This window comes from Pseudomonas protegens (genome assembly GCF_013407925.2).
In the GTDB taxonomy this organism is placed as follows: domain Bacteria; phylum Pseudomonadota; class Gammaproteobacteria; order Pseudomonadales; family Pseudomonadaceae; genus Aquipseudomonas; species Aquipseudomonas fluorescens_AP.
Genome location: NZ_CP060201.1, coordinates 4963499 through 4980611, shown reverse-complemented (window position 1 = coordinate 4980611; position 17113 = coordinate 4963499). Strand labels below are relative to the sequence as shown.

At 65.6% G+C, this 17113-nt stretch carries 19 protein-coding genes; 4 read left to right on the top strand and 15 right to left on the bottom strand.

Annotated elements, in window-relative coordinates; all coding sequences use genetic code 11:
* The first annotated feature begins 98 nt into the window (after positions 1–98).
* Complete coding sequence (locus tag GGI48_RS23205; protein ID WP_047305681.1) at positions 99–1709, top strand: inorganic phosphate transporter; 1611 nt, start codon at positions 99–101, stop codon at positions 1707–1709.
* 27 nt (positions 1710–1736) lie between these two features.
* Here GGI48_RS23205 and GGI48_RS23200 read toward each other — a convergent pair whose 3' ends face one another.
* The 6 genes from GGI48_RS23200 to GGI48_RS23175 form a co-directional block, all read right to left on the bottom strand.
* Positions 1737–3059: a purine-cytosine permease family protein gene (locus tag GGI48_RS23200; RefSeq protein ID WP_179600220.1), complete on the bottom strand. Its 1323-nt coding sequence runs from the start codon at positions 3057–3059 to the stop codon at positions 1737–1739.
* Positions 3060–3170: 111 nt separating this feature from the next.
* A complete protein-coding gene (locus GGI48_RS23195; RefSeq protein ID WP_179600218.1) occupies positions 3171–4145 on the bottom strand; it encodes a biotin-dependent carboxyltransferase family protein in 975 nt (324 codons plus the stop codon).
* A complete protein-coding gene (locus GGI48_RS23190; protein WP_179600216.1) occupies positions 4142–5014 on the bottom strand; it encodes a 5-oxoprolinase subunit B family protein in 873 nt (290 codons plus the stop codon). The genes GGI48_RS23195 and GGI48_RS23190 overlap by 4 nt, the downstream gene beginning before the upstream one ends.
* A complete protein-coding gene (locus tag GGI48_RS23185) occupies positions 5011–6384 on the bottom strand; it encodes an acetyl-CoA carboxylase biotin carboxylase subunit (RefSeq protein ID WP_179600214.1) in 1374 nt (457 codons plus the stop codon). Before GGI48_RS23185 ends, GGI48_RS23190 begins: the two co-directional genes overlap by 4 nt.
* A gap of 10 nt (positions 6385–6394) precedes the next feature.
* Positions 6395–6637, bottom strand: a complete 243-nt coding sequence (locus GGI48_RS23180; protein WP_179600212.1) for an acetyl-CoA carboxylase — start codon at positions 6635–6637, stop codon at positions 6395–6397.
* 109 nt (positions 6638–6746) lie between these two features.
* Positions 6747–7505, bottom strand: coding sequence for a 5-oxoprolinase subunit PxpA (locus GGI48_RS23175; protein ID WP_179600210.1), 759 nt, complete (start codon positions 7503–7505; stop codon positions 6747–6749).
* A 199-nt stretch (positions 7506–7704) separates the two neighbouring features.
* Here GGI48_RS23175 and GGI48_RS23170 point away from each other — a divergent pair, with 199 nt between their 5' ends.
* A complete protein-coding gene (locus GGI48_RS23170; RefSeq protein WP_016968132.1) occupies positions 7705–8622 on the top strand; it encodes a LysR family transcriptional regulator in 918 nt (305 codons plus the stop codon).
* 103 nt (positions 8623–8725) lie between these two features.
* Here GGI48_RS23170 and GGI48_RS23165 read toward each other — a convergent pair whose 3' ends face one another.
* The 5 genes from GGI48_RS23165 to GGI48_RS23145 all read right to left on the bottom strand — a co-directional run bounded on the left by GGI48_RS23165 (position 8726) and on the right by GGI48_RS23145 (position 12836).
* Positions 8726–9310 (bottom strand): membrane integrity-associated transporter subunit PqiC, encoded by a 585-nt coding sequence (locus GGI48_RS23165; protein ID WP_179600208.1) that lies wholly within the window; start codon positions 9308–9310, stop codon positions 8726–8728.
* Positions 9307–10998, bottom strand: coding sequence for an intermembrane transport protein PqiB (locus GGI48_RS23160; RefSeq protein ID WP_179600206.1), 1692 nt, complete (start codon positions 10996–10998; stop codon positions 9307–9309). The genes GGI48_RS23165 and GGI48_RS23160 overlap by 4 nt, the downstream gene beginning before the upstream one ends.
* The gene (locus tag GGI48_RS23155; RefSeq protein WP_016968135.1) at positions 10991–11605 is read right to left on the bottom strand and encodes a paraquat-inducible protein A; all 615 of its coding nucleotides are present in this window, start codon (positions 11603–11605) and stop codon (positions 10991–10993) included. Before GGI48_RS23155 ends, GGI48_RS23160 begins: the two co-directional genes overlap by 8 nt.
* Positions 11605–12213: a paraquat-inducible protein A gene (locus GGI48_RS23150; protein WP_016968136.1), complete on the bottom strand. Its 609-nt coding sequence runs from the start codon at positions 12211–12213 to the stop codon at positions 11605–11607. The genes GGI48_RS23155 and GGI48_RS23150 overlap by 1 nt, the downstream gene beginning before the upstream one ends.
* A gap of 188 nt (positions 12214–12401) precedes the next feature.
* Complete coding sequence (locus GGI48_RS23145) at positions 12402–12836, bottom strand: multidrug/biocide efflux PACE transporter (protein ID WP_179600204.1); 435 nt, start codon at positions 12834–12836, stop codon at positions 12402–12404.
* Positions 12837–12926: 90 nt separating this feature from the next.
* On the opposite strand from GGI48_RS23145, the gene GGI48_RS23140 reads away from it, so the two are divergent.
* Entirely contained in the window at positions 12927–13781 is an 855-nt protein-coding gene (locus GGI48_RS23140; protein WP_016968139.1) for a LysR family transcriptional regulator, read from the top strand.
* A gap of 54 nt (positions 13782–13835) precedes the next feature.
* Here the strand turns inward: GGI48_RS23140 and GGI48_RS23135 are convergent, their stop codons facing one another.
* The 4 genes from GGI48_RS23135 to GGI48_RS23120 form a co-directional block, all read right to left on the bottom strand.
* Positions 13836–15086: an RNA polymerase sigma factor gene (locus tag GGI48_RS23135; protein WP_179600202.1), complete on the bottom strand. Its 1251-nt coding sequence runs from the start codon at positions 15084–15086 to the stop codon at positions 13836–13838.
* Positions 15086–15568, bottom strand: a complete 483-nt coding sequence (locus tag GGI48_RS23130) for an SRPBCC family protein (RefSeq protein WP_179600200.1) — start codon at positions 15566–15568, stop codon at positions 15086–15088. Before GGI48_RS23130 ends, GGI48_RS23135 begins: the two co-directional genes overlap by 1 nt.
* A 26-nt stretch (positions 15569–15594) precedes the next feature.
* On the bottom strand, positions 15595–15939 hold the full coding sequence (locus GGI48_RS23125; protein ID WP_016968142.1) for a YciI family protein: 345 nt from the start codon (positions 15937–15939) through the stop codon (positions 15595–15597).
* A gap of 67 nt (positions 15940–16006) precedes the next feature.
* Positions 16007–16441 carry a YybH family protein gene (locus GGI48_RS23120; RefSeq protein ID WP_047305692.1) on the bottom strand — a complete coding sequence of 145 codons (435 nt, stop codon included), beginning with the start codon at positions 16439–16441 and terminating at the stop codon, positions 16007–16009.
* Between the two features lie 183 nt (positions 16442–16624).
* On the opposite strand from GGI48_RS23120, the gene GGI48_RS23115 reads away from it, so the two are divergent.
* Positions 16625–17110 (top strand): GNAT family N-acetyltransferase, encoded by a 486-nt coding sequence (locus GGI48_RS23115; protein WP_047305693.1) that lies wholly within the window; start codon positions 16625–16627, stop codon positions 17108–17110.
* The last annotated feature ends 3 nt before the right edge of the window (positions 17111–17113 follow it).

Genomic DNA, 17113 nt, shown 5'->3' with positions numbered 1-17113 from the left:
CGCCTCAATCGCGCAAACCATGATCTGAGGCAGTCTGTCTGTAACATTTGGCTACGATCATGGGCGACACTCCTCTTCCGCCACAGGATTGTCCGGCAATGGCCACCCCGTCACTGACTGCCGCGTCTCCCAGCCCCGACGTCAAACCGCAACTGGATAAGAAACCCAGCCCCTTCACCCTGGTGATCTTCTTCGCCGTGCTGGCCATGGGCTTGCTGTTCACCGCCTACAGCCTGGTGCACGACATGCACGAGCTGGGCACCACGGTCACCACCTGGACCCCGTTCCTGCTGCTGGGGGTGGCGCTGCTGATCGCCCTGGGCTTCGAGTTCGTCAACGGCTTCCATGACACCGCCAACGCCGTGGCCACGGTGATCTACACCCACTCCCTGCCGCCGCAGTTCGCGGTGGTCTGGTCCGGCCTGTTCAACTTCCTCGGGGTGCTGCTGTCCAGCGGCGCGGTGGCCTTCGGCATCATCGCCCTGCTGCCGGTGGAGCTGATCCTGCAAGTGGGCTCCTCCGCCGGCTTTGCGATGATCTTCGCCCTGCTGATCGCCGCCATCCTGTGGAACCTCGGTACCTGGTGGCTGGGGCTGCCGGCCTCCTCGTCCCACACCCTGATCGGCTCGATCATCGGCGTCGGCGTGGCCAACGCACTGATGCACGGCCGCGACGGCACCAGCGGGGTGGACTGGAGCCAGGCCACCAAGGTCGGCTACGCCCTGCTGTTCTCGCCACTGATCGGCTTCGTGTTTGCCGCCCTGCTGCTGTTGGCCCTGCGCCTGTTCGTCAAGAACCGCGCCCTGTACAAGGCGCCCAAGGGTGACGCGCCGCCACCGTGGTGGATTCGCGGCCTGCTGATCCTGACCTGCACCGGGGTGTCCTTCGCCCACGGCTCCAACGACGGCCAGAAAGGCATGGGCCTGATCATGCTGATCCTGGTGGGCACCCTGCCCATGGCCTATGCGCTGAACCGCACCATGCCCGCCGACCAGTCGCTGCAATTTGCCGCGGTGGCCGAAGTCACCCAGCAAGCCCTGATCAAGAGCGCCCCGCAACCGGCCCCGGCCGATCCTCGCGCGGTGCTCTCGGAGTACATGCGCAGCAAGCAAGCGACGCCGGAGCTGATCCCCGCGCTGGCCGCCCTGACCGGCGCCATCGGTGCCGAGGTCAAGGGCTACGGCTCGCTGGCCAAGGTGCCTGCCGAAGCCATGGGCAACGTGCGCAACGACATGTACCTGACCAGCGAAGCCATCCGCCTGATGGACAAGAACCAGGTCGGCCACTTCGACCAGGACACCCGGGACAAGCTGCAACTGTTCAAGCAACAGATCGACAACGCCACCCGCTTCATCCCGCTGTGGGTGAAGATCGCCGTGGCCATCGCCCTCGGCCTGGGCACCATGGTCGGCTGGAAGCGCATCGTCGTGACCGTCGGCGAGAAGATCGGCAAGACCCACCTGACCTATGCCCAGGGCGCCTCGGCGGAAACCGTGGCCATGCTGACCATCGGCGCGGCGGACATGTTCGGCCTGCCGGTGTCGACCACCCACGTGCTGTCCTCGGGGGTGGCCGGGACCATGGTGGCCAATGGCGGCGGGTTGCAGATGCGCACCATCCGCAACCTGGCCATGGCCTGGGTCTTGACCCTGCCGGCGGCGATCCTGCTGTCCGGCAGCCTGTACTGGCTGTTCACTCAGCTGTTCTGATCAGCCAGCGCCTGCCCGGTCGCCCGCTCAGCCGGCGGCGGGCAGGCGGCTGTGCAAGCGACTGGCGAGCCCGGCCTGCAAGGCAAACGCCAGGACCCCGGTCAGCGGCGCCGAGAAACTCGCCAGGCCGCCCCCCGCCCCCATCAGCATCAGGCCCAGTGCCGTACCGCCGAACCAGGCCGTCAGCCCCACCGGGTTGAAGGCCGCCACACGATCAATCGCCGCCACATCGGTACGCCCCAGCAGGATCTGCGCCAAGGCCACGCCGACCCAGGCCACCACGAAGATCCCCTGATAGGCCAGGGCCTTGAGCAGGTAGGCGAACACATCCGCCAGCATCAGGCCGTAGACGATGATCCCCACCGCCAGCGCCCACATCAGGTAGGAACCCCGCAGGCCGAAGCGGCCGAAGAACGCCTGCATGTTCAGGGTCGCCAGGTAGTAGTTGGCGGTGTTGATCCGGGTTTGCGTGGCCCAGACGAACAACAGCCCCCAGAGCCCCATCAACTGCAGGATCGCCATCACCACCGAGACTTCATTGAGCGCGCCCTCATGGGGAATGCTGCTCACCAGGTAGATCCCCGCAGCACCGTTGAGCAGAAAGGTCACCGCGTAGAACGGCATGCCGAAGTTCCAGCGACCGTGGTAGCCGGCGTCCTCGGGCTTGCCGAAACGCGCGTAGTCGAAGGTGAACAGCATCAGGATCCACACCCCCATGTAGGCCACGAAGCAATCCCACCAGCCGGTATTGCCGGGATTGGCCGGGCCGAAATCCACCCATTGCGGCTGGTAGCCATAACGGCTGATGGACAGGCCCACGGCGAACAGCAAGCCCCCCAGGTACACCGGCAGCAGCACGCCGTTGAGCTTGTCCAGCCAGTGCTGCACGCTGCCCAGGATCAGCGGCACGCTGTACAGCACCACCAGTAAGGCCGCCAGCGGGTACAGCAATTGCGGGTACAGGTGATGGAGCGCCACGGCGATCACCGAACCTTCGAACACTGCGTAGTAGATGGCCGTGGAGAAAAAGATCAGGGTCGCCAGGCAAGCCCCGGTGCTGCCGAACAGCAACCGCGAGAACAGCGCCACCGAGAGCCCGCTGCGCATGGCGAAGCGGCTGAGCACGCTGTTCACCAGGCCATAGCTGAGCACCGACAGGAGCATGCCGATCAAGGCATTGCGGGTGCCGTAGGACAAGGCCAGGGAGGCGCCGACGACGATGTAGAACATCGCGCTGCACACCGCCCACCAGGCCATGGTCAGGGACAGTCGGCCCATGCGGGCCTCGCTGGGAAGGGCCACGTTGGCCGGGGTCTGCCCGGTTTGATTCGCTTGCGATAAAGCTGCCATATGCGTGAACTCCAGAACCGATCAAGGGTTGAAGCGCGGGCAGCCGTCACCGCACCGAAGTGCGGCGTTGGCCTACCGTTTGGCATGGCCCGCGCGATGCGGCGGGCAGAATCAGGAAGGAAACAGTTTGCTCAGACAGCTGAGCTTTTTCTTGTAGGAGCGCCGAGCCTCCAGCGCTTCTTCGAGGGTCACCGCGACAAAGCGGGCCTTCTGGTTGGGCTGCATCTGGCCGATCAGGTCAAGGTCGGCGCTGATCACCGTGCCGATCATGGCGTAGCCGCCACCGGACACCGCGTCCCGGTGCAGGACGATGGGTTCCAGCCCCGCCGGCACCTGGATCGAGCCAATCGGGTAGCAACTGTCGACGATGTTCGAAGGGTCGGAACCAGCACCGAACGGCTGCTCCCGGGGCTGGAAGCTCAAGGCGCTGCCACCCTTGAAGCGATAGCCGATGCGGTCCGCCTCCGAACCCACGGTCCAGGGTTCGGCGAAGAAGCTGGCCTTGGCCGCCTCGCTCAAGCGTTCGTAGTACAGGCCCGGCACCACCCGCAAGGTGATTTCGCCGCCCAGGGATTGGCGCAGCGCCATGGGCAGGCTGGCACCGGGTCGGCCCTTGCCGCTGGCGACGCCCACCGGCAGTTCATCTCCGGCCGCCAGACGCCGGCCCTGGAAACCACCGAGGGCGCCCAGGGCATAGGTCGAACGACTGCCCAGCACCAGCGGCACATCGATGCCACCGGCCACCGCCAGATAGGCCCGGGCCCCGGCCTTGGGAAAGTCGAAACGCAGCACTTGCCCGGCCTTGACCGCAAAGGCGGTGTCCAGGTGCATGTCCACGCCATCGAGCTTGGGGGTCATGTGGGCGCCGCAGACCGCCACCAGGGCGTCGGCGCTGAACGCAAGCTCCGGCCCGAGCAAGGTGCATTCCAGCCCGGCCGCGCCTGCCGGGTTGCCCACCAGCTGGTTGGCCGCGCTCAGGGCGTACTGGTCCAGGGCCCCGGACGGCGGAATCCCCAGGTGATAGAAACCTTCGCGACCCAGATCCTGCACCGATGTGGCCAGGCCCGGTTTGATGACCTTGATCATGCCAGCACCTCCTGCAGCGATTTGGGATAGCCGACCGGGTCGGCGAGAAAGGCATCCAGGGAAAACTCCACCTCGCGGATGCGCAGATCGAAGCGCCCGGCCTCGACCTCGACCACCGCCAGGTCATAGGTCTCACGGTCGATGGGCTTGAACTGCACGATATCCCCAGGCCGGAAGAACACCATGTGCTGCTTGAGGTAAGCCAGTTGCTGCTGCGGGTCGTAGATCGGCGCCGGAGTAACGCCGAACATCTGGTAGCCGCCGGCGCCGCGTACCGAGTAGATGCAGCCGAAACAGCCGCCATGACCCAGGGTCAGTTTCGGCGTATCGGTGCGTGGCCGCAGGTACTTGGGCACCTGCAGTTGCCGTTCACGTTCGACCATCTGGAACATGAACGGCAACCCGGCGACGAAGCCCACCATGGAGACGAACCAGGGCGCGCCGCTGTGGGCGGCAATGAACGCCTCGACGTCCGCCAGACCGTTGATCCGCGCCGCGTACTCCAGGTCCGTGGCGCTGGGGTCCTGGTGCCGGTCACGAAAGCGCATCAGGGTTTCATGGGTCCAAGGGTCGTTGTAGAGCACCGGGATCTCGATGATCCGGGTGTGCAGGCTGCGCTCGGCCACCGCCCCGGCCTCGGCCTGCTGCACCGCCTCCAGCAGGGTGTGCGGGGCGATGCGGTCCGGGTCGAAGCGGATCTGGAACGAGGCGTTGGCCAGGCACACATCCAGCACCCCGTCCAATTCCAGGCGCTGCACCGCGCGGGTCACCGCCATGCCCTTGAAGAAGGCCTCCAGGGACATGCTGTCGCTGACTTCGGCGAACAGGTGCTCGTCGGCACCAAAGCTGTAGCGGATCGGCTGGCTCATGCGACACCTCCGGCGCGGCGCGCGGCCAGCCAGGTTTCCAGGGTTCCCGTGTGAAAATCGGCCTGCTGCAACCAGGGTTCGGCCAGCAGTTCACGGTGCAGCGACAAGGTACTGGCCATGCCGGTCAGGGTGGTCTGCTCCACGACCAGCCTTGCCCGGGCCAGGGCCTCGTCGCGATCAGCTCCGTGCACGATCAGCTTGGCCAGCAGCGAGTCGTAGTAAGGCGGCACAGCATAGCCCGGGTACAGGTGGCTATCGACCCGCACTCCCGGCCCTTGCGGCCAGATCAGTTGCTCGACCCGGCCCGGGCTGGGGAAGAAATCCCGCGCCGGGTCTTCGGCGTTCAGGCGCATCTGCAAGGCCGCGCCATTGAGCTGGATATCACTCTGGCGCAACCCCAGGGGCTCGCCCCCGGCAATGCGCAACATGGCCTGGACCAGATCGATGCCGGTGATCAGCTCGCTGATCGGGTGCTCGACCTGGATCCGCGTGTTCATCTCGATAAAGAAGAACTCGCCGGTGCTGTCGTCATACAGGTATTCCAGGGTGCCAGCGCCCTGATAGCCCAGAGCTTGGGTCAGACGCACCGCGCTGCTGCACAACTGCTCGCGCTGCGCGGCGCTGAGCACCGGCGACGGCGCTTCTTCGAAGATTTTCTGCCGCCGCCGCTGCAACGAGCACTCGCGCTCGAACAGGTGCACCGCGTGCTGGCCATCACCCAGTACCTGGACTTCGATATGCCGGGCACGGCCGATGAAACGCTCCAGGTACAGCGCACCATTGCCGAAAGCGGTCTGGGCTTCGCGCTGCGCCCGAGGGAATTCCTCGGCCAATTGCGCCGCGTCCTGAGCCAGGCGGATCCCGCGCCCGCCGCCACCGGCACTGGCCTTGATCAGCAGCGGAAAGCCCACGCTTTCAGCGGCCTTGAGCGCGGCCTCCAAATCGAAGAGTTCACCTGGAGAACCCGGAACCACCGGCACCCCGGCCGCCTGCGCCGTGCGCCGGGCTTCAGCCTTGTCGCCCATGCGGCGAATGGTTTCGGCGCTGGGACCGACGAAAATCGCCCCGGCCGCGACCACCGCCTCGGCAAAACCGGCGTTCTCGGAAAGAAAGCCATAGCCCGGATGTACCGCGTTGGCACCGCTGGCCTGCAAGGCACCGAGCAGGGCCTGGACGTTCAGGTAGCTCTTGTCGGCCCGCGCCGGGCCGATGATCTGCACTTCATCGGCCAAACGTGCAGCCATGGAGTCGGCATCCGCCTCACTGCAGGCGGCAACGGTGGGAATCCCCAGGGCTTTCGCCGCACGGATGATGCGCACGGCGATCTCGCCGCGGTTGGCCACCAGCAACTTGTTGATTGCTTGAGTCATGCCCCGGCCCTCACTCTTCGAGCGTCGCGACGACCTGACCCGGTTCCACCGGATCACCGTCTTCCACCAAAAAGGCGCTGACTTGGCCCGCGCTCCCGGCGGTCAGTTCGGAAAACTGCTTCATGACTTCGATCAGGCCGATCACGGTATCGGCGCTGACGCGGTCGCCGACCTCGACGAAAGGCGCCGACTCGGGGGTGGCCTTGCGATAGAAGGTGCCCGGCAAGGGGGTGATAACACTGTGTTCGGCCATGTCTGTTCCTTTTGGAATAGTTGTAGAAAGGCAGGCAAAAATTCAAAAACCGGATGAGGCCCGCGTCTGTGCGCGGTGCTTGTTGTCGATGTGCAGGCTTTCGATGCGCTCAGCGCGGTGCGCGCACCTCGATGCCGGCCTGATCCAGCGCCGTGCGGGTGGCCTCCACCAGATCCAGGGCGCCGGGGGTGTCGCTGTGCAGGCAGATGGAGTCGAATTCGATGCTCAAGTCCTCGCCTTCGACGGTGCGCACCAGGCCGGTCTGGCAGGCGCGCAGCACCTTGGCCGCCACCGCGGCCGGGTCCAGGGCGCGTACCTGACGGGTGAAGACGATGGAACCGCTGAGGTCGTAGTCGCGGTCGGCGTAGAACTCGCGGATCACTGGCTGGCCCAGCTCCCGGGCCACCTGCCAGATCACCGAGTTGGGCATGCAATACAGCAGCAGCTCGGGCTCCAGCTGGCGCAGGTTTTCCACCAACAGCCGCGCCGCTTCCTCGTCCCTGGCCAAATGCATGTAGAGCGCGCCGTGGGGCTTGATGTGTTGCAGCTTCACGCCTTGTACCCGGGCCAGCTCACGCAGGGCGCCGAGCTGATAGAGCATGTCGTCCACCAGTTCCTGGGCCGGGGCATTGATATGCCGGCGCCCGAAACCCACCAGATCGCGAAACCCCGGGTGCGCACCGATGGCCACGCCCCGGCGCTTGGCCTGCTCGATGGTGCGGCGCATGGTGCTGGGGTCGCCGGCGTGAAAGCCGGTGGCGATATTGGCCGAACTGATAAAACCCATCAGCTCGTTGTCGACGCCATCGCCGATGGTCCAGGGGCCGAAGCTCTCGCCCATGTCCGAATTGAAATCCACTGCCTGCATCACTGTTGCTCCAACTCTTGTGACTTCGTGTCACGGAAATTAGAGCGGCCTTGACCCCTTGGGAAGATCTATTATCAGATAGAGCTTCTTCTGAAAAACAGATAAAGCTAAAGAGCAATGCCGGGTTTGGCGGCAGCGGCGTTCGCACCATCGCTTTCGCCGGCAAGCCGGCTCCTACAGGACAAGGGGGGAATGGGCCATGTCGTTGACCTTGCGCCAGGTGCGCTATTTCGTGGCCACGGCCGAGATCGGGCAGATCTCCCAGGCGGCGATTCACTTGAATATCTCGCAGTCGGCGGTGACCACCGCGATCAAGGAACTGGAGGCCATGCTCGCGGTGCAGTTGTTTGTGCGCTCGGCCCAGGGCATGAACCTGACCGATGCCGGGCGGCACTTTCTCAACCGCGCCTACGTGATTCTGCGCAGCGTCGAGGATGCGCTGAACAGCCCGTTGCCGGACTACCGGGCCAGCGGTGTGCTGCACCTGGCGGCCAGCTACACGGTGATCGGCTACTTCCTGCCGCACCACCTGCAACGCCTGGAGCACTGGCACCCGGACGTCACCATCGAGCTGCATGAACAGGAACGCCAGGCCATCGAACAAGGCTTGCTGGAAGGCCGCTTCGACATGGCGGTGGTGCTCACCGCCAACCTGACCCACCCGGACATCGTCTCGCAGACCCTGTTCAACTCCGAGCGCCGGCTGTGGCTGCCGGCCCACCATCCGCTGTGCGAGCGCACCAGCATCAGCCTGGCGGACGTGGCCCAGGAGCCGTTCATCCTGCTCACCGTCGACGAGGCCGAACAGAGCGCCATGCGCTATTGGGAACAGGCCGGCCAGCAGCCCAACGTGCGGGTGCGCACCAGCTCGGTGGAGGCGGTGCGCAGCATGGTGGCCAACGGCAGCGGCGTGGCGATTCTTTCGGACCTGGTGCACCGGCCCTGGTCCCTGGAGGGCAAGCGCATCGAGACCCTGAGCCTGAGCGACGCGGTGACGCCGATGAGCGTGGGGCTGGCCTGGCACCGCGAACGGGCCTTCACCCCGGCGATGCAGGCCTTGCGTGCCTACTTCCACGACGCCTTCCTCGCGCCCCAGCAACTCAGCGCCCGGCGCTGAACACCTTGCTTGGCGATCTCTTGCCGAACCTCCAGCGGCCTCAAGATCCACGCGTCTCCTACGGAGCCGTTCGCAGCCTGCGGCAGCGGCTACACAAACCTAGTCAGGGGCAGGTCCAGCTACGCGCCGCGCCAGCAATCTGCCCGGCCAGCAGGGCGATGGCCTGCTGGTGGGCCTGGACCAGGCTGCTCAGTTCAACACCCGCCGGCTGGCGGATCTGGCTGCTGCAGGTCAGGTTGCGGGCCGGACCGCCCTCGCCCCGCAGGCGCAGGCTCCAGACCACGTCGATCAGCGCATAGCGCCCGGGAAGCGATTCGAAACGCCGCACATCGGTCTGCAACGACAGCAGCGGACGCCCGGGCTGCTTGGGCAAGCCTTCAAGGTTGCGGGTGCCGAGCTTGTGCTCCATCTGGCTGGCCAGGGCATCGTGGAATTCGTCCACCAGCGGCGCGCTCCAGCGTTGGGTTTCGAGGATCGCCAGGCTGCCGCTGTCCTGGCGTACCACCAGTTGCGGCTGATCCACCTGCACCGGAATGCGCACCGTGGACATCTCGAACTGCAGGTCGCCAGTGCGCGCCGCAGCGCTGCCTTCGGCCACGGGCGGCATCAGGGTGTAGTAACGGGTGGGCGCCGAACTGCAGGCGGCCAGCCCCAGGGTCAGGCAGAGCAACAGGGCACGGGTTTTCATGGCTGGGCTTCCGGTACGGATTCGCGAACAGAGGAGGATGGCGACTGGTAGGCATCCGGTTGGTTGTCTTTGAGGCGCCCGCGGATCAGCGCTTCCGGATGACGCCCGAGGAAGTCGCTGAGGACCCGCACCGAACGCGCGGTACGCTGCACTTCTTCCATGGCCTGGCTGAGTTTCTGGCGCTGTGGCGAGTCCTCGGAGAAGCTCTCGTTGGCGCTGGCCAGGGTCTTCTTCGATTGCTCCAGGGTGTCGCGCATCTGCGGCAGCACCTCGCCGTTGACCTGCTTCAGGGTCTTCTGCATCTCCACCAGGCTGCCATTGAGGTTGGCGGCAATCGAGTCGATCGGCAGCTTGCTGATCTTGTCCACCACGGCCTGCAGTTGTTCCTGCAACTTGTCCATGCTGCCGGGGATGGTGGGGATTTCCAGCGGCCGCGCCGTAGCGTCATAGGCCACCGGCTTGGCGTTGGCGACAAAGTCCAGGGAGATGTACAGCTGGCCGGTCAGCAGGTTGCCGCTGCGGGGCTGGGCCCGCAGGCCGTTCTTGACGAAGGCGCCGATCAGCTGGGCCGAGCGCGCATCGTCTTCGCCGCCGGTCTGCTTCACCAGCTTTTCGTGGGCCTTGCCCAGGCGCTCGGGATAGATCACCGCGCCGACCAGGGTCGGGAAATACTTGCGCTGTTCGTCGTAGTCCAGGTCCATCGACACCACCTTGCCGATGTTCACCCCGAGGAACTCCACCGGTGCATTGATCGACAGCCCGCGCAGGGCCTGGTCGAAGCGCATGCGGATGTAATAGGGCGCGCCGTCCGGCGGCGCCAGGGCGGTGTCCTGGTCGCCGAACAGGGTGTACTCGGCGTTCTCCTCGGCCGGCTTGGCATTGGGGCTGTACTTGGGCTCGACGAAGGCAATGCCGCCGGCGAGGATCGACGACACCGACTCGGTGTTGACCTTCAGGCCATTGGCGCCGAGGGTCACGTCGACGCCGCTGGCGTTCCAGAAGCGGGTGTCGGTGGTGACGTACTTGTCGTTGGGCGCGTTGACGAAGATCTTCACGTCCACGCCCTTGCCGCCGTTGGCCAACTGGTAGGACACCACCTGCCCCACTTCGATGCGCCGGTAGTAGACCGGCGAACCGATATCCAGCGAACCCAGGTCATCGGTGTGCAGGGTGAAGCGCTTGCCCTTTTGCCCGTAGGTGATCGGCGGCGGGGTTTCCAGGCCCTTGAAGCTGTCCTTGCGCTTTTCCGACTTGCCGGCGTCGGCGCCGATAAAGGCCCCGGAGAGCAAGGTGTCGACCCCGGAAACGCCGTTGGCGCCGATCCGCGGACGCACCACCCAGAACATCGAGTCGTCGGCGGTGAAGGGTTCGGCGGACTGATCCAGCTCGACCTTGGCCAGCACCTTCTTGCGGTCGTCGCTCAAGGCGATGGCGGTCACCTTGCCGATCACCACGTTCTTGTACTTGACCTGGGTCTTGTTGGCCTCCAGGCCTTCGGCGGTCTGGAAGCTGATGGTGATTTCCGGCCCCGCCGACAGCGACTTGTGCACCACCATCGACAACCCCACCAGGGCCGCGACGATCGGCACCAGCCACACCAGCGAGACATTGAAACGCCGCGTGCGCAGCGCCGGAGCACCAGGCGCGGGCCGGGGATTTGCTGCGTTGGAACCTGGATGCTCAGACATCTTCAACCTCTGCGTCCCAGATAAGCCGGGGATCGAAACTCATGGCGGCCAACATCGTCAGCACCACCACCAAACCAAAAAACAGAATGCCCATGCGCGGATCGATCGAGCTCAGGGCACGGAACTGCACCAGCGCCGCCACCAGGGCTACCACCAGTACGTCGAGCATCGACCAGTAGCCGATCAACTCGATAAAGCGGTACAGCTTGGCCCGCTCGCGCCGGGCCCAGAGGCTGCGGCGCTGGCAGGTCACCAGCAGGGTGCCGAGGACCAAGAACTTGCTGCAGGGCACCACCACGCTGGCAATGAAGATCAGCAGGGCGATGTCCCAGGAGCCGTGTTTCCAGAACTCCACCACGCCGCTCATGATGGTGTTTTCACTGGCGCTGCCAAAGATGCTGGTGTGCATCACCGGCAGCAGATTGGCCGGGATGTAGAAGATCAGGCTGGCCAGGAGAAAGGCCCAGGTGCGCGCCAGGCTGTTGGGCTTGCGCGCATGCACCACGCTATCGCAGCGCGGGCAGCGGTGCTCGAAGTCCTGGCAGACCTGGCCGCAGGTGTGGCACAGCATCAGTTGATAGTCGCGGGCGTAGGGCGGCGCACTCATCAGTAGCGGCCCTCCAGGTCATCCCAGAGGTAGCGGATGTCCTTGCCGGAAATCAGGATGATCAGCACCGTGAGCATCGCCAGGGCCCACAGGCCCATCCCCGGGTGCACATCGAGCATGCCCGCCAGCTTGACGATGGCCACCAGGATGCCCAGCAGGCACACCTCGAGCATGCTCCAGGGGCGCAGGTGTTCCAGGGCGCGCATGCAGGCCTTGAAGCCCGGCGCCGCGCGGCCGACGTTGGCAAAGCCCAGCACCCAGCACAGCAGGATGATCTGCAGGCACGGCGCGAGAATGATGGTCAGGCCGGTGATCGCCGCGATCAGGCTGATGCGGCCCTGGGCCAGGGCCTCCACCGATTGCCAGAGGGTCGCCTCGTTGCTCAGGCCTTCGAGGCTGATCTTGATCACCGGAAACAGATTGGCGAAGACGAACAGCAACCCGGCGCTGATCGACAGGGCGAACAGCTGCTGCACGCTCAGGTGGCGGGCGCGGGCCAGCAGCGCGCCACAGCGCGAACACTGGGCGGCCTGGCCCTTGCGGAGCGGCACGGACTCGTACAGCGAATCGCAGTGCTCGCAGATGATCCAGTTGCGGGGAATAGTCATGGTCTTCAGATAGTCGGGAGGGCGGCAGGTTCAGTCACCGGAACCGGCTGGCGCATATTTTCAGAAAAACACCGGGACAGTGTCCAGTTTTGTCTGCTGCGTCGCCGCCAGCGTCTACGCCATGATAGGCGCCCCGGAGATTTTCGCCGCCCGCAGGCGAAGGCGCTCCCCCCGGAGCGCCTTGCCGTTCAATGGACCAGACGCGTTTGCAGCCACTTGTCCCGCAGCACGTCGTAGGCCCAGTGGTAGAGGCAGGTGTAGGGCAGGAAGAACAACAACACGCCGATGTCCAGGAGGAAGGCCTGCAGCAGGCTGATATCCAGCCACCAGGCAATCAGCGGCACACAGAACGCCACCAGCCCGCCTTCGAACAGCAAGGCATGCAGGACCCGGGTCCTGCCGTTGTGCTCAAGGCCCAGACGCTTGAGCAAACGATCGAACAGACCGTTGAACAGCACGTTCCAGCCCAGGGCCAGAAGGCCGATGGCGAGGGTCACCAGGCCCATGTCGGCCATGGGTTTGTCCATGATCCAGGACAGCAGCGGAGTACAGATCGACACCGCCAGCAGCTCGAAGGCTACCGCCTGGAAAATACGTTCGGTCAGGGATTTAGGCAGGCTCATTGGCGTACTCCTGGAGTGAAAGTGTTGGCGATCATCCAGGAGCAGGCCGATACTTCATAACCAATAACCATCGATCAAGGCGATAGTTTCATGGCCTCACATGAAGTGCTGCTGGCGTTCGTCCAGGCCGCCACCCAAGGCTCCTTTTCCGCTGCCGCGCGCAAGCTGGGCAAGAGTCAGTCCACCATCAGCGCGGCGGTGGCCAGCCTGGAGATCGACCTCGATGTCCAGCTGTTCGACCGCAGCAGCCGCAAGCCCGGGCTGACACCGGCCGGGCATGTCCTTCTGCAGCGCGCCGAAGAGATCCTCGCCGCCACCAGCCGCCTGGAAATGGCCGCCAGCCAACTGTCCCGGGGGATCGAGGCGAAGCTCACCATCGCCCTATCCGACACCTACCAGTCGGACCGTTTTGAAAGCGGCCTCGGCGCCTTCGAGCAGCGCTACCCGGACCTGGAGCTGGAATGCCTGATCGCCGAATGCGATGACCTGATCGCCCTGGTGCAAAGTGGCCGGGCGCAGATCGCCTTTGCCGAAAAGCAGGACGATTACCCGGCGGACCTGGAACACAAGACCCTGGATGAACGGGGTGAAATGTCGCTCTACGTGTCGCGCAACCATCCCCTGGCGGCCCTGGATCGGGTCGACGAACAAGCCCTGCGCCAGCACCGGGAACTGCGCCTGGCCACCGTGCTCAACCCCTACGAGAGCCGGAGCCAGGGCCGGGTCTGGTCGGCCCCCAGCTACCTGATGCTGCTGGAGATGGCCCAGGGCGGCTTTGGCTGGGCGCCCCTGCCACGCTGGCTGGTGGAGGGCTTCGGCGCCGGCAAGTTGCAAGAGCTGCAGGTCCGTGGCTGGCCGCGCACCGTGGCGGTGGACGCGCTCTGGTCACGCCTGCATCCGCCGGGGCCGGCAGGCAGCTGGTTACTGGCGCGGATGCTGCAATGACCGCGTTCACCGGCTCCTGACCAGCCCCCGCCGGCCACCCTGAATCGCCAGCCTCTACAAGGCGTCGAGCTGGGCCAGGCGCTGTTCGAGAAAGCGCCGCTCGGGGCCTTGCCGGACCAGGGCCAAGGCGAGTTGGTAGGATTCGCGCGCCGCACCGACCTGCCCCAGTTGCCGACAGAAATCGGCACGCGCGGCATGGGCCAAGTGGTAATCCTGCAAGTCGCCGCGGCTCAGAATGGCCTCCACTTGCGCCAGCCCGGCAGCTGGCCCATCGCGCTGAGCCAGGGCCACGGCACGGTTGAGCCGGATCACCGGTGAAGGCTGCAAGCGCAGCAGGATGTCATACAGGCCGACGATCTGCGCCCAGTCGGTCTGTTCGGCGCTCGCGGCTTCGGCATGCACCGCGGCAATCGCCGCTTGCAGGCAATAAGGCCCGGCGTGTCCGCTGCGCAGGCCGCGCTCCACCAGGGCGCAACCTTCCTCGATCATGTCCTGCTGCCACAACGAACGGTCCTGCTCGTCCAGCAGGATCAACTCGCCAGTGGCAGAGATCCGCGCCGTGCGCCGGGACTCGTGCAACAGCATCAGCGCCAGCAGGCCCATCACCTCCGCCTCGGGCAGCAGCTCCAGCAACAGGTAGCCCAGGCGGATGGCTTCGCGGGTCAGCTCATCTCGGGTCAGTTCGGCGCCCATGGAGGCCGAGTAACCCTCGTTGAATACCAGGTAGATCACCCGCAGCACGCTCTCCAGGCGCTCGGGCAATTCACTCAGCTCCGGCACCTGATAGGGAATCCCGGCGTCGCGGATTTTCGCCTTGGCGCGCACGATGCGCTGGGCGATGGTGGCCGGGCTGACCAGGAAGGCCCGGGCGATTTCCTCGGTGCTCAGGTCGCAGATCTCGCGCAGGGTCAACGGCACCTGGGCATCGGCCGCCAATGCCGGGTGGCAGCAGGTGAAGATCAGGCGCAGGCGGTCATCCTGCACATCCTCGACGCTCCAGTCGTCCTGTTCCAGTTGCTCCAACTGGCTGAGCAGCGCCGCCTGGGAAGCCGCGAAACGCGCCCGTCGGCGCAAGGCGTCGATGGCCTTGAAGCGGCCGACCGACACCAGCCAGGCCCGGGGATTGTCGGGCACGCCAGCGTCCTGCCAGCGCTCGACGGCCACGAAGAAGGCCTCGTGCAGCGCCTCCTCGGCCAGGTCGAAATCCCCCAGCAGGCGGATCAGGGTGGCGAGGATCCGCCGCGACTGCTCGCGGTAGACCTGCGCCACCTGCGCCGCTAGCGCTTCCCGGGCTGGCTCGGCCATCAGTCCGGCAGGCCCCGGGTCACCAGACGCTCCAGGCTCTGCCCCCAACCCTCATGAAACCCCATGGCTTCGTGCGCCTTGCGGTCGGCTTCGGTCCAGTGCATGGCCCGGGCGGTGTAGAGGGTCTTGTCGCCCTGCTCCTCGAAGGTCACTTCAGCGGTCATGAACGGCTTGCCCGAAGGAATCCAGCCCGGCAGGTAGGCATCGGTAAACACCAGCCGCGACGGGGCGTCGATCTCCAGGAACACCCCCATGGTCGGGTACTCGCTGCCGTCCGGGGCGCGCATCAGGGTGCGAAACTGGCCGCCGACCCACAAATCCATTTCACACTCCGGGGTGGTCATGCCGTGGGGTCCCCACCATTGCGCCAGCAAGGCCGGCTCGGTCCAGGCGCGAAACACCCGGTTGCGCGGCGCGTCGATCAATCGGCTGATGGACAGTTCATGCTCGGCGGGCTGGCGGCCCGTGGTTTGGAAAGTCATCGCCACACTCCTGCTTATCGTGGTTTTCAGGGATTCAACTCACGCACCGGCCGCACTTCGACGCTGCCGACCCGGGCGGCCGGAATATGCCCGGCAACCTGGATCGCTTCATTCAGGTCCCTGGCCTCGATCAGGTAGAAACCGGCCAGCTGTTCCTTGGTTTCGGCGAACGGGCCGTCGGTGATCGACAGCTTGCCGCCGCGCATGCGCACCGTGGTGGCGCACTGCACCGATTGCAGCGCCTCGGCGGCCAGCATCCGCCCGCTACCTTGCACCGACTCGGCATAGGCCAGGCATTCGGCGTCCTCGGGGCTGTCGGGCAGGCTGTGCAGCAAGCGCTCGTCGCTGTAGACCAGGCATAGGTATTTCATGGGCACCTCCGGACTCGGGCTGAGCAACTATGGTCGCTGTTTTGCGCTTTGGCGAACCGCTCGCTGTTCAGGGCTGCAAGTCGAACAGGGTGCTCCCGGTGCGCATGTCGAACGGCGCCGACCAGTGCTCGTGCACCACCTGCCACTGGCCCTCGCGACGTTGATAGGCCGCGCTGACGCGCATCCAGCAGGCCTTGGTCACGCCCTCGGCGTCGGTGCCGCCGCAATGGGCCAGCCAATGGGCGCAGGCCAGCTCTGCATCGGCACGCACCTGCAGTTGGTGGAACTCGAAAATGCCCGGGCCGGGGCAGACCTGCATGCATGCCTCCCAGTGCGCGCGATAGGCCGCCTTGCCCTTGAACTGCAAGGCCCCGACCGCGTCGAAGGAGGTGATGTCGTCGGCGTAATAGCTGACGATGCGTTCGATATCCCGGGCCAGCACCGCCTGCTGCCAGAGATCGATCAGGCTGCGGATCTGCGCTTCATTGGATGGATTGAGCATGGCCAAACTCCTCAAGAGTGAAATCAACCGCGGCCGAACAGCCCCTGCACACGGAGCGTTGACTGTTCGCTTCACCCTTAGTCGCCTGGCCACTCGCGCAATCGACAAGCCGCGGAAAAAATTTTACCCGCTGGGCAAAATCGCTAGAATCCGCCCCCTCCTCCCGACCGGATCGCCCTGCCCGTGACCACCCGCCTCGTGCCTTACGAACAGCTCGACAGTCAGCAGCACGCGCGTTTGCTGGAGCTTGAAGTGCGGCCCGCACAGAAGACCTTTAGCGGCGACATTCACGGCGCGCTGCACGCCCTGGTCAATGCGCCCCAGGGTGCGATCAAGGGCTTTGCCCTGCTCAGCGACGAGTGGCCGGTGGCCTTCGTGCTGCTCAAGCGCCCGCCGTGCCTGCCGGCCTGGGCCGACGCCGACAGCGCCAGCCTGCACGCCCTGCAAGTGGACCAGCGGTTCCAGGGCCGGGGCTTCGGCCAGGCCTGCCTGCAAGCCATCCCCGCCGCCGCGCGCCGACAGTGGCCCGGGCTCAGGGGCCTGAACCTGGCGGTGGACAGTGACAACCAGCCGGCCCTCAAGCTGTACCGCAAGCTGGGTTGGGTGGAGAACGGCGAGGCCTGCAAGGGCCGGATCGGTTATGAACGGCGGATGGTGCTGGCGTTCTGAGGC

Coding starts and splice junctions, on each gene's coding strand:
- GGI48_RS23175 (WP_179600210.1), bottom strand. CDS start 7,505: ATGCAGGCAGTGGATTTCAATTCGGACATGGGCGAGAGCTTCGGCCCC.
- GGI48_RS23200 (WP_179600220.1), bottom strand. CDS start 3,059: ATGGCAGCTTTATCGCAAGCGAATCAAACCGGGCAGACCCCGGCCAAC.
- GGI48_RS23180 (WP_179600212.1), bottom strand. CDS start 6,637: ATGGCCGAACACAGTGTTATCACCCCCTTGCCGGGCACCTTCTATCGC.
- GGI48_RS23145 (WP_179600204.1), bottom strand. CDS start 12,836: ATGAGCCTGCCTAAATCCCTGACCGAACGTATTTTCCAGGCGGTAGCC.
- GGI48_RS23165 (WP_179600208.1), bottom strand. CDS start 9,310: ATGAAAACCCGTGCCCTGTTGCTCTGCCTGACCCTGGGGCTGGCCGCC.
- GGI48_RS23125 (WP_016968142.1), bottom strand. CDS start 15,939: ATGAAATACCTATGCCTGGTCTACAGCGACGAGCGCTTGCTGCACAGC.
- GGI48_RS23135 (WP_179600202.1), bottom strand. CDS start 15,086: ATGGCCGAGCCAGCCCGGGAAGCGCTAGCGGCGCAGGTGGCGCAGGTC.
- GGI48_RS23185 (WP_179600214.1), bottom strand. CDS start 6,384: ATGACTCAAGCAATCAACAAGTTGCTGGTGGCCAACCGCGGCGAGATC.
- GGI48_RS23205 (WP_047305681.1), top strand. CDS start 99: ATGGCCACCCCGTCACTGACTGCCGCGTCTCCCAGCCCCGACGTCAAA.
- GGI48_RS23150 (WP_016968136.1), bottom strand. CDS start 12,213: ATGACTATTCCCCGCAACTGGATCATCTGCGAGCACTGCGATTCGCTG.
- GGI48_RS23140 (WP_016968139.1), top strand. CDS start 12,927: ATGGCCTCACATGAAGTGCTGCTGGCGTTCGTCCAGGCCGCCACCCAA.
- GGI48_RS23195 (WP_179600218.1), bottom strand. CDS start 4,145: ATGATCAAGGTCATCAAACCGGGCCTGGCCACATCGGTGCAGGATCTG.
- GGI48_RS23190 (WP_179600216.1), bottom strand. CDS start 5,014: ATGAGCCAGCCGATCCGCTACAGCTTTGGTGCCGACGAGCACCTGTTC.
- GGI48_RS23170 (WP_016968132.1), top strand. CDS start 7,705: ATGTCGTTGACCTTGCGCCAGGTGCGCTATTTCGTGGCCACGGCCGAG.
- GGI48_RS23155 (WP_016968135.1), bottom strand. CDS start 11,605: ATGAGTGCGCCGCCCTACGCCCGCGACTATCAACTGATGCTGTGCCAC.
- GGI48_RS23130 (WP_179600200.1), bottom strand. CDS start 15,568: ATGACTTTCCAAACCACGGGCCGCCAGCCCGCCGAGCATGAACTGTCC.
- GGI48_RS23160 (WP_179600206.1), bottom strand. CDS start 10,998: ATGTCTGAGCATCCAGGTTCCAACGCAGCAAATCCCCGGCCCGCGCCT.
- GGI48_RS23120 (WP_047305692.1), bottom strand. CDS start 16,441: ATGCTCAATCCATCCAATGAAGCGCAGATCCGCAGCCTGATCGATCTC.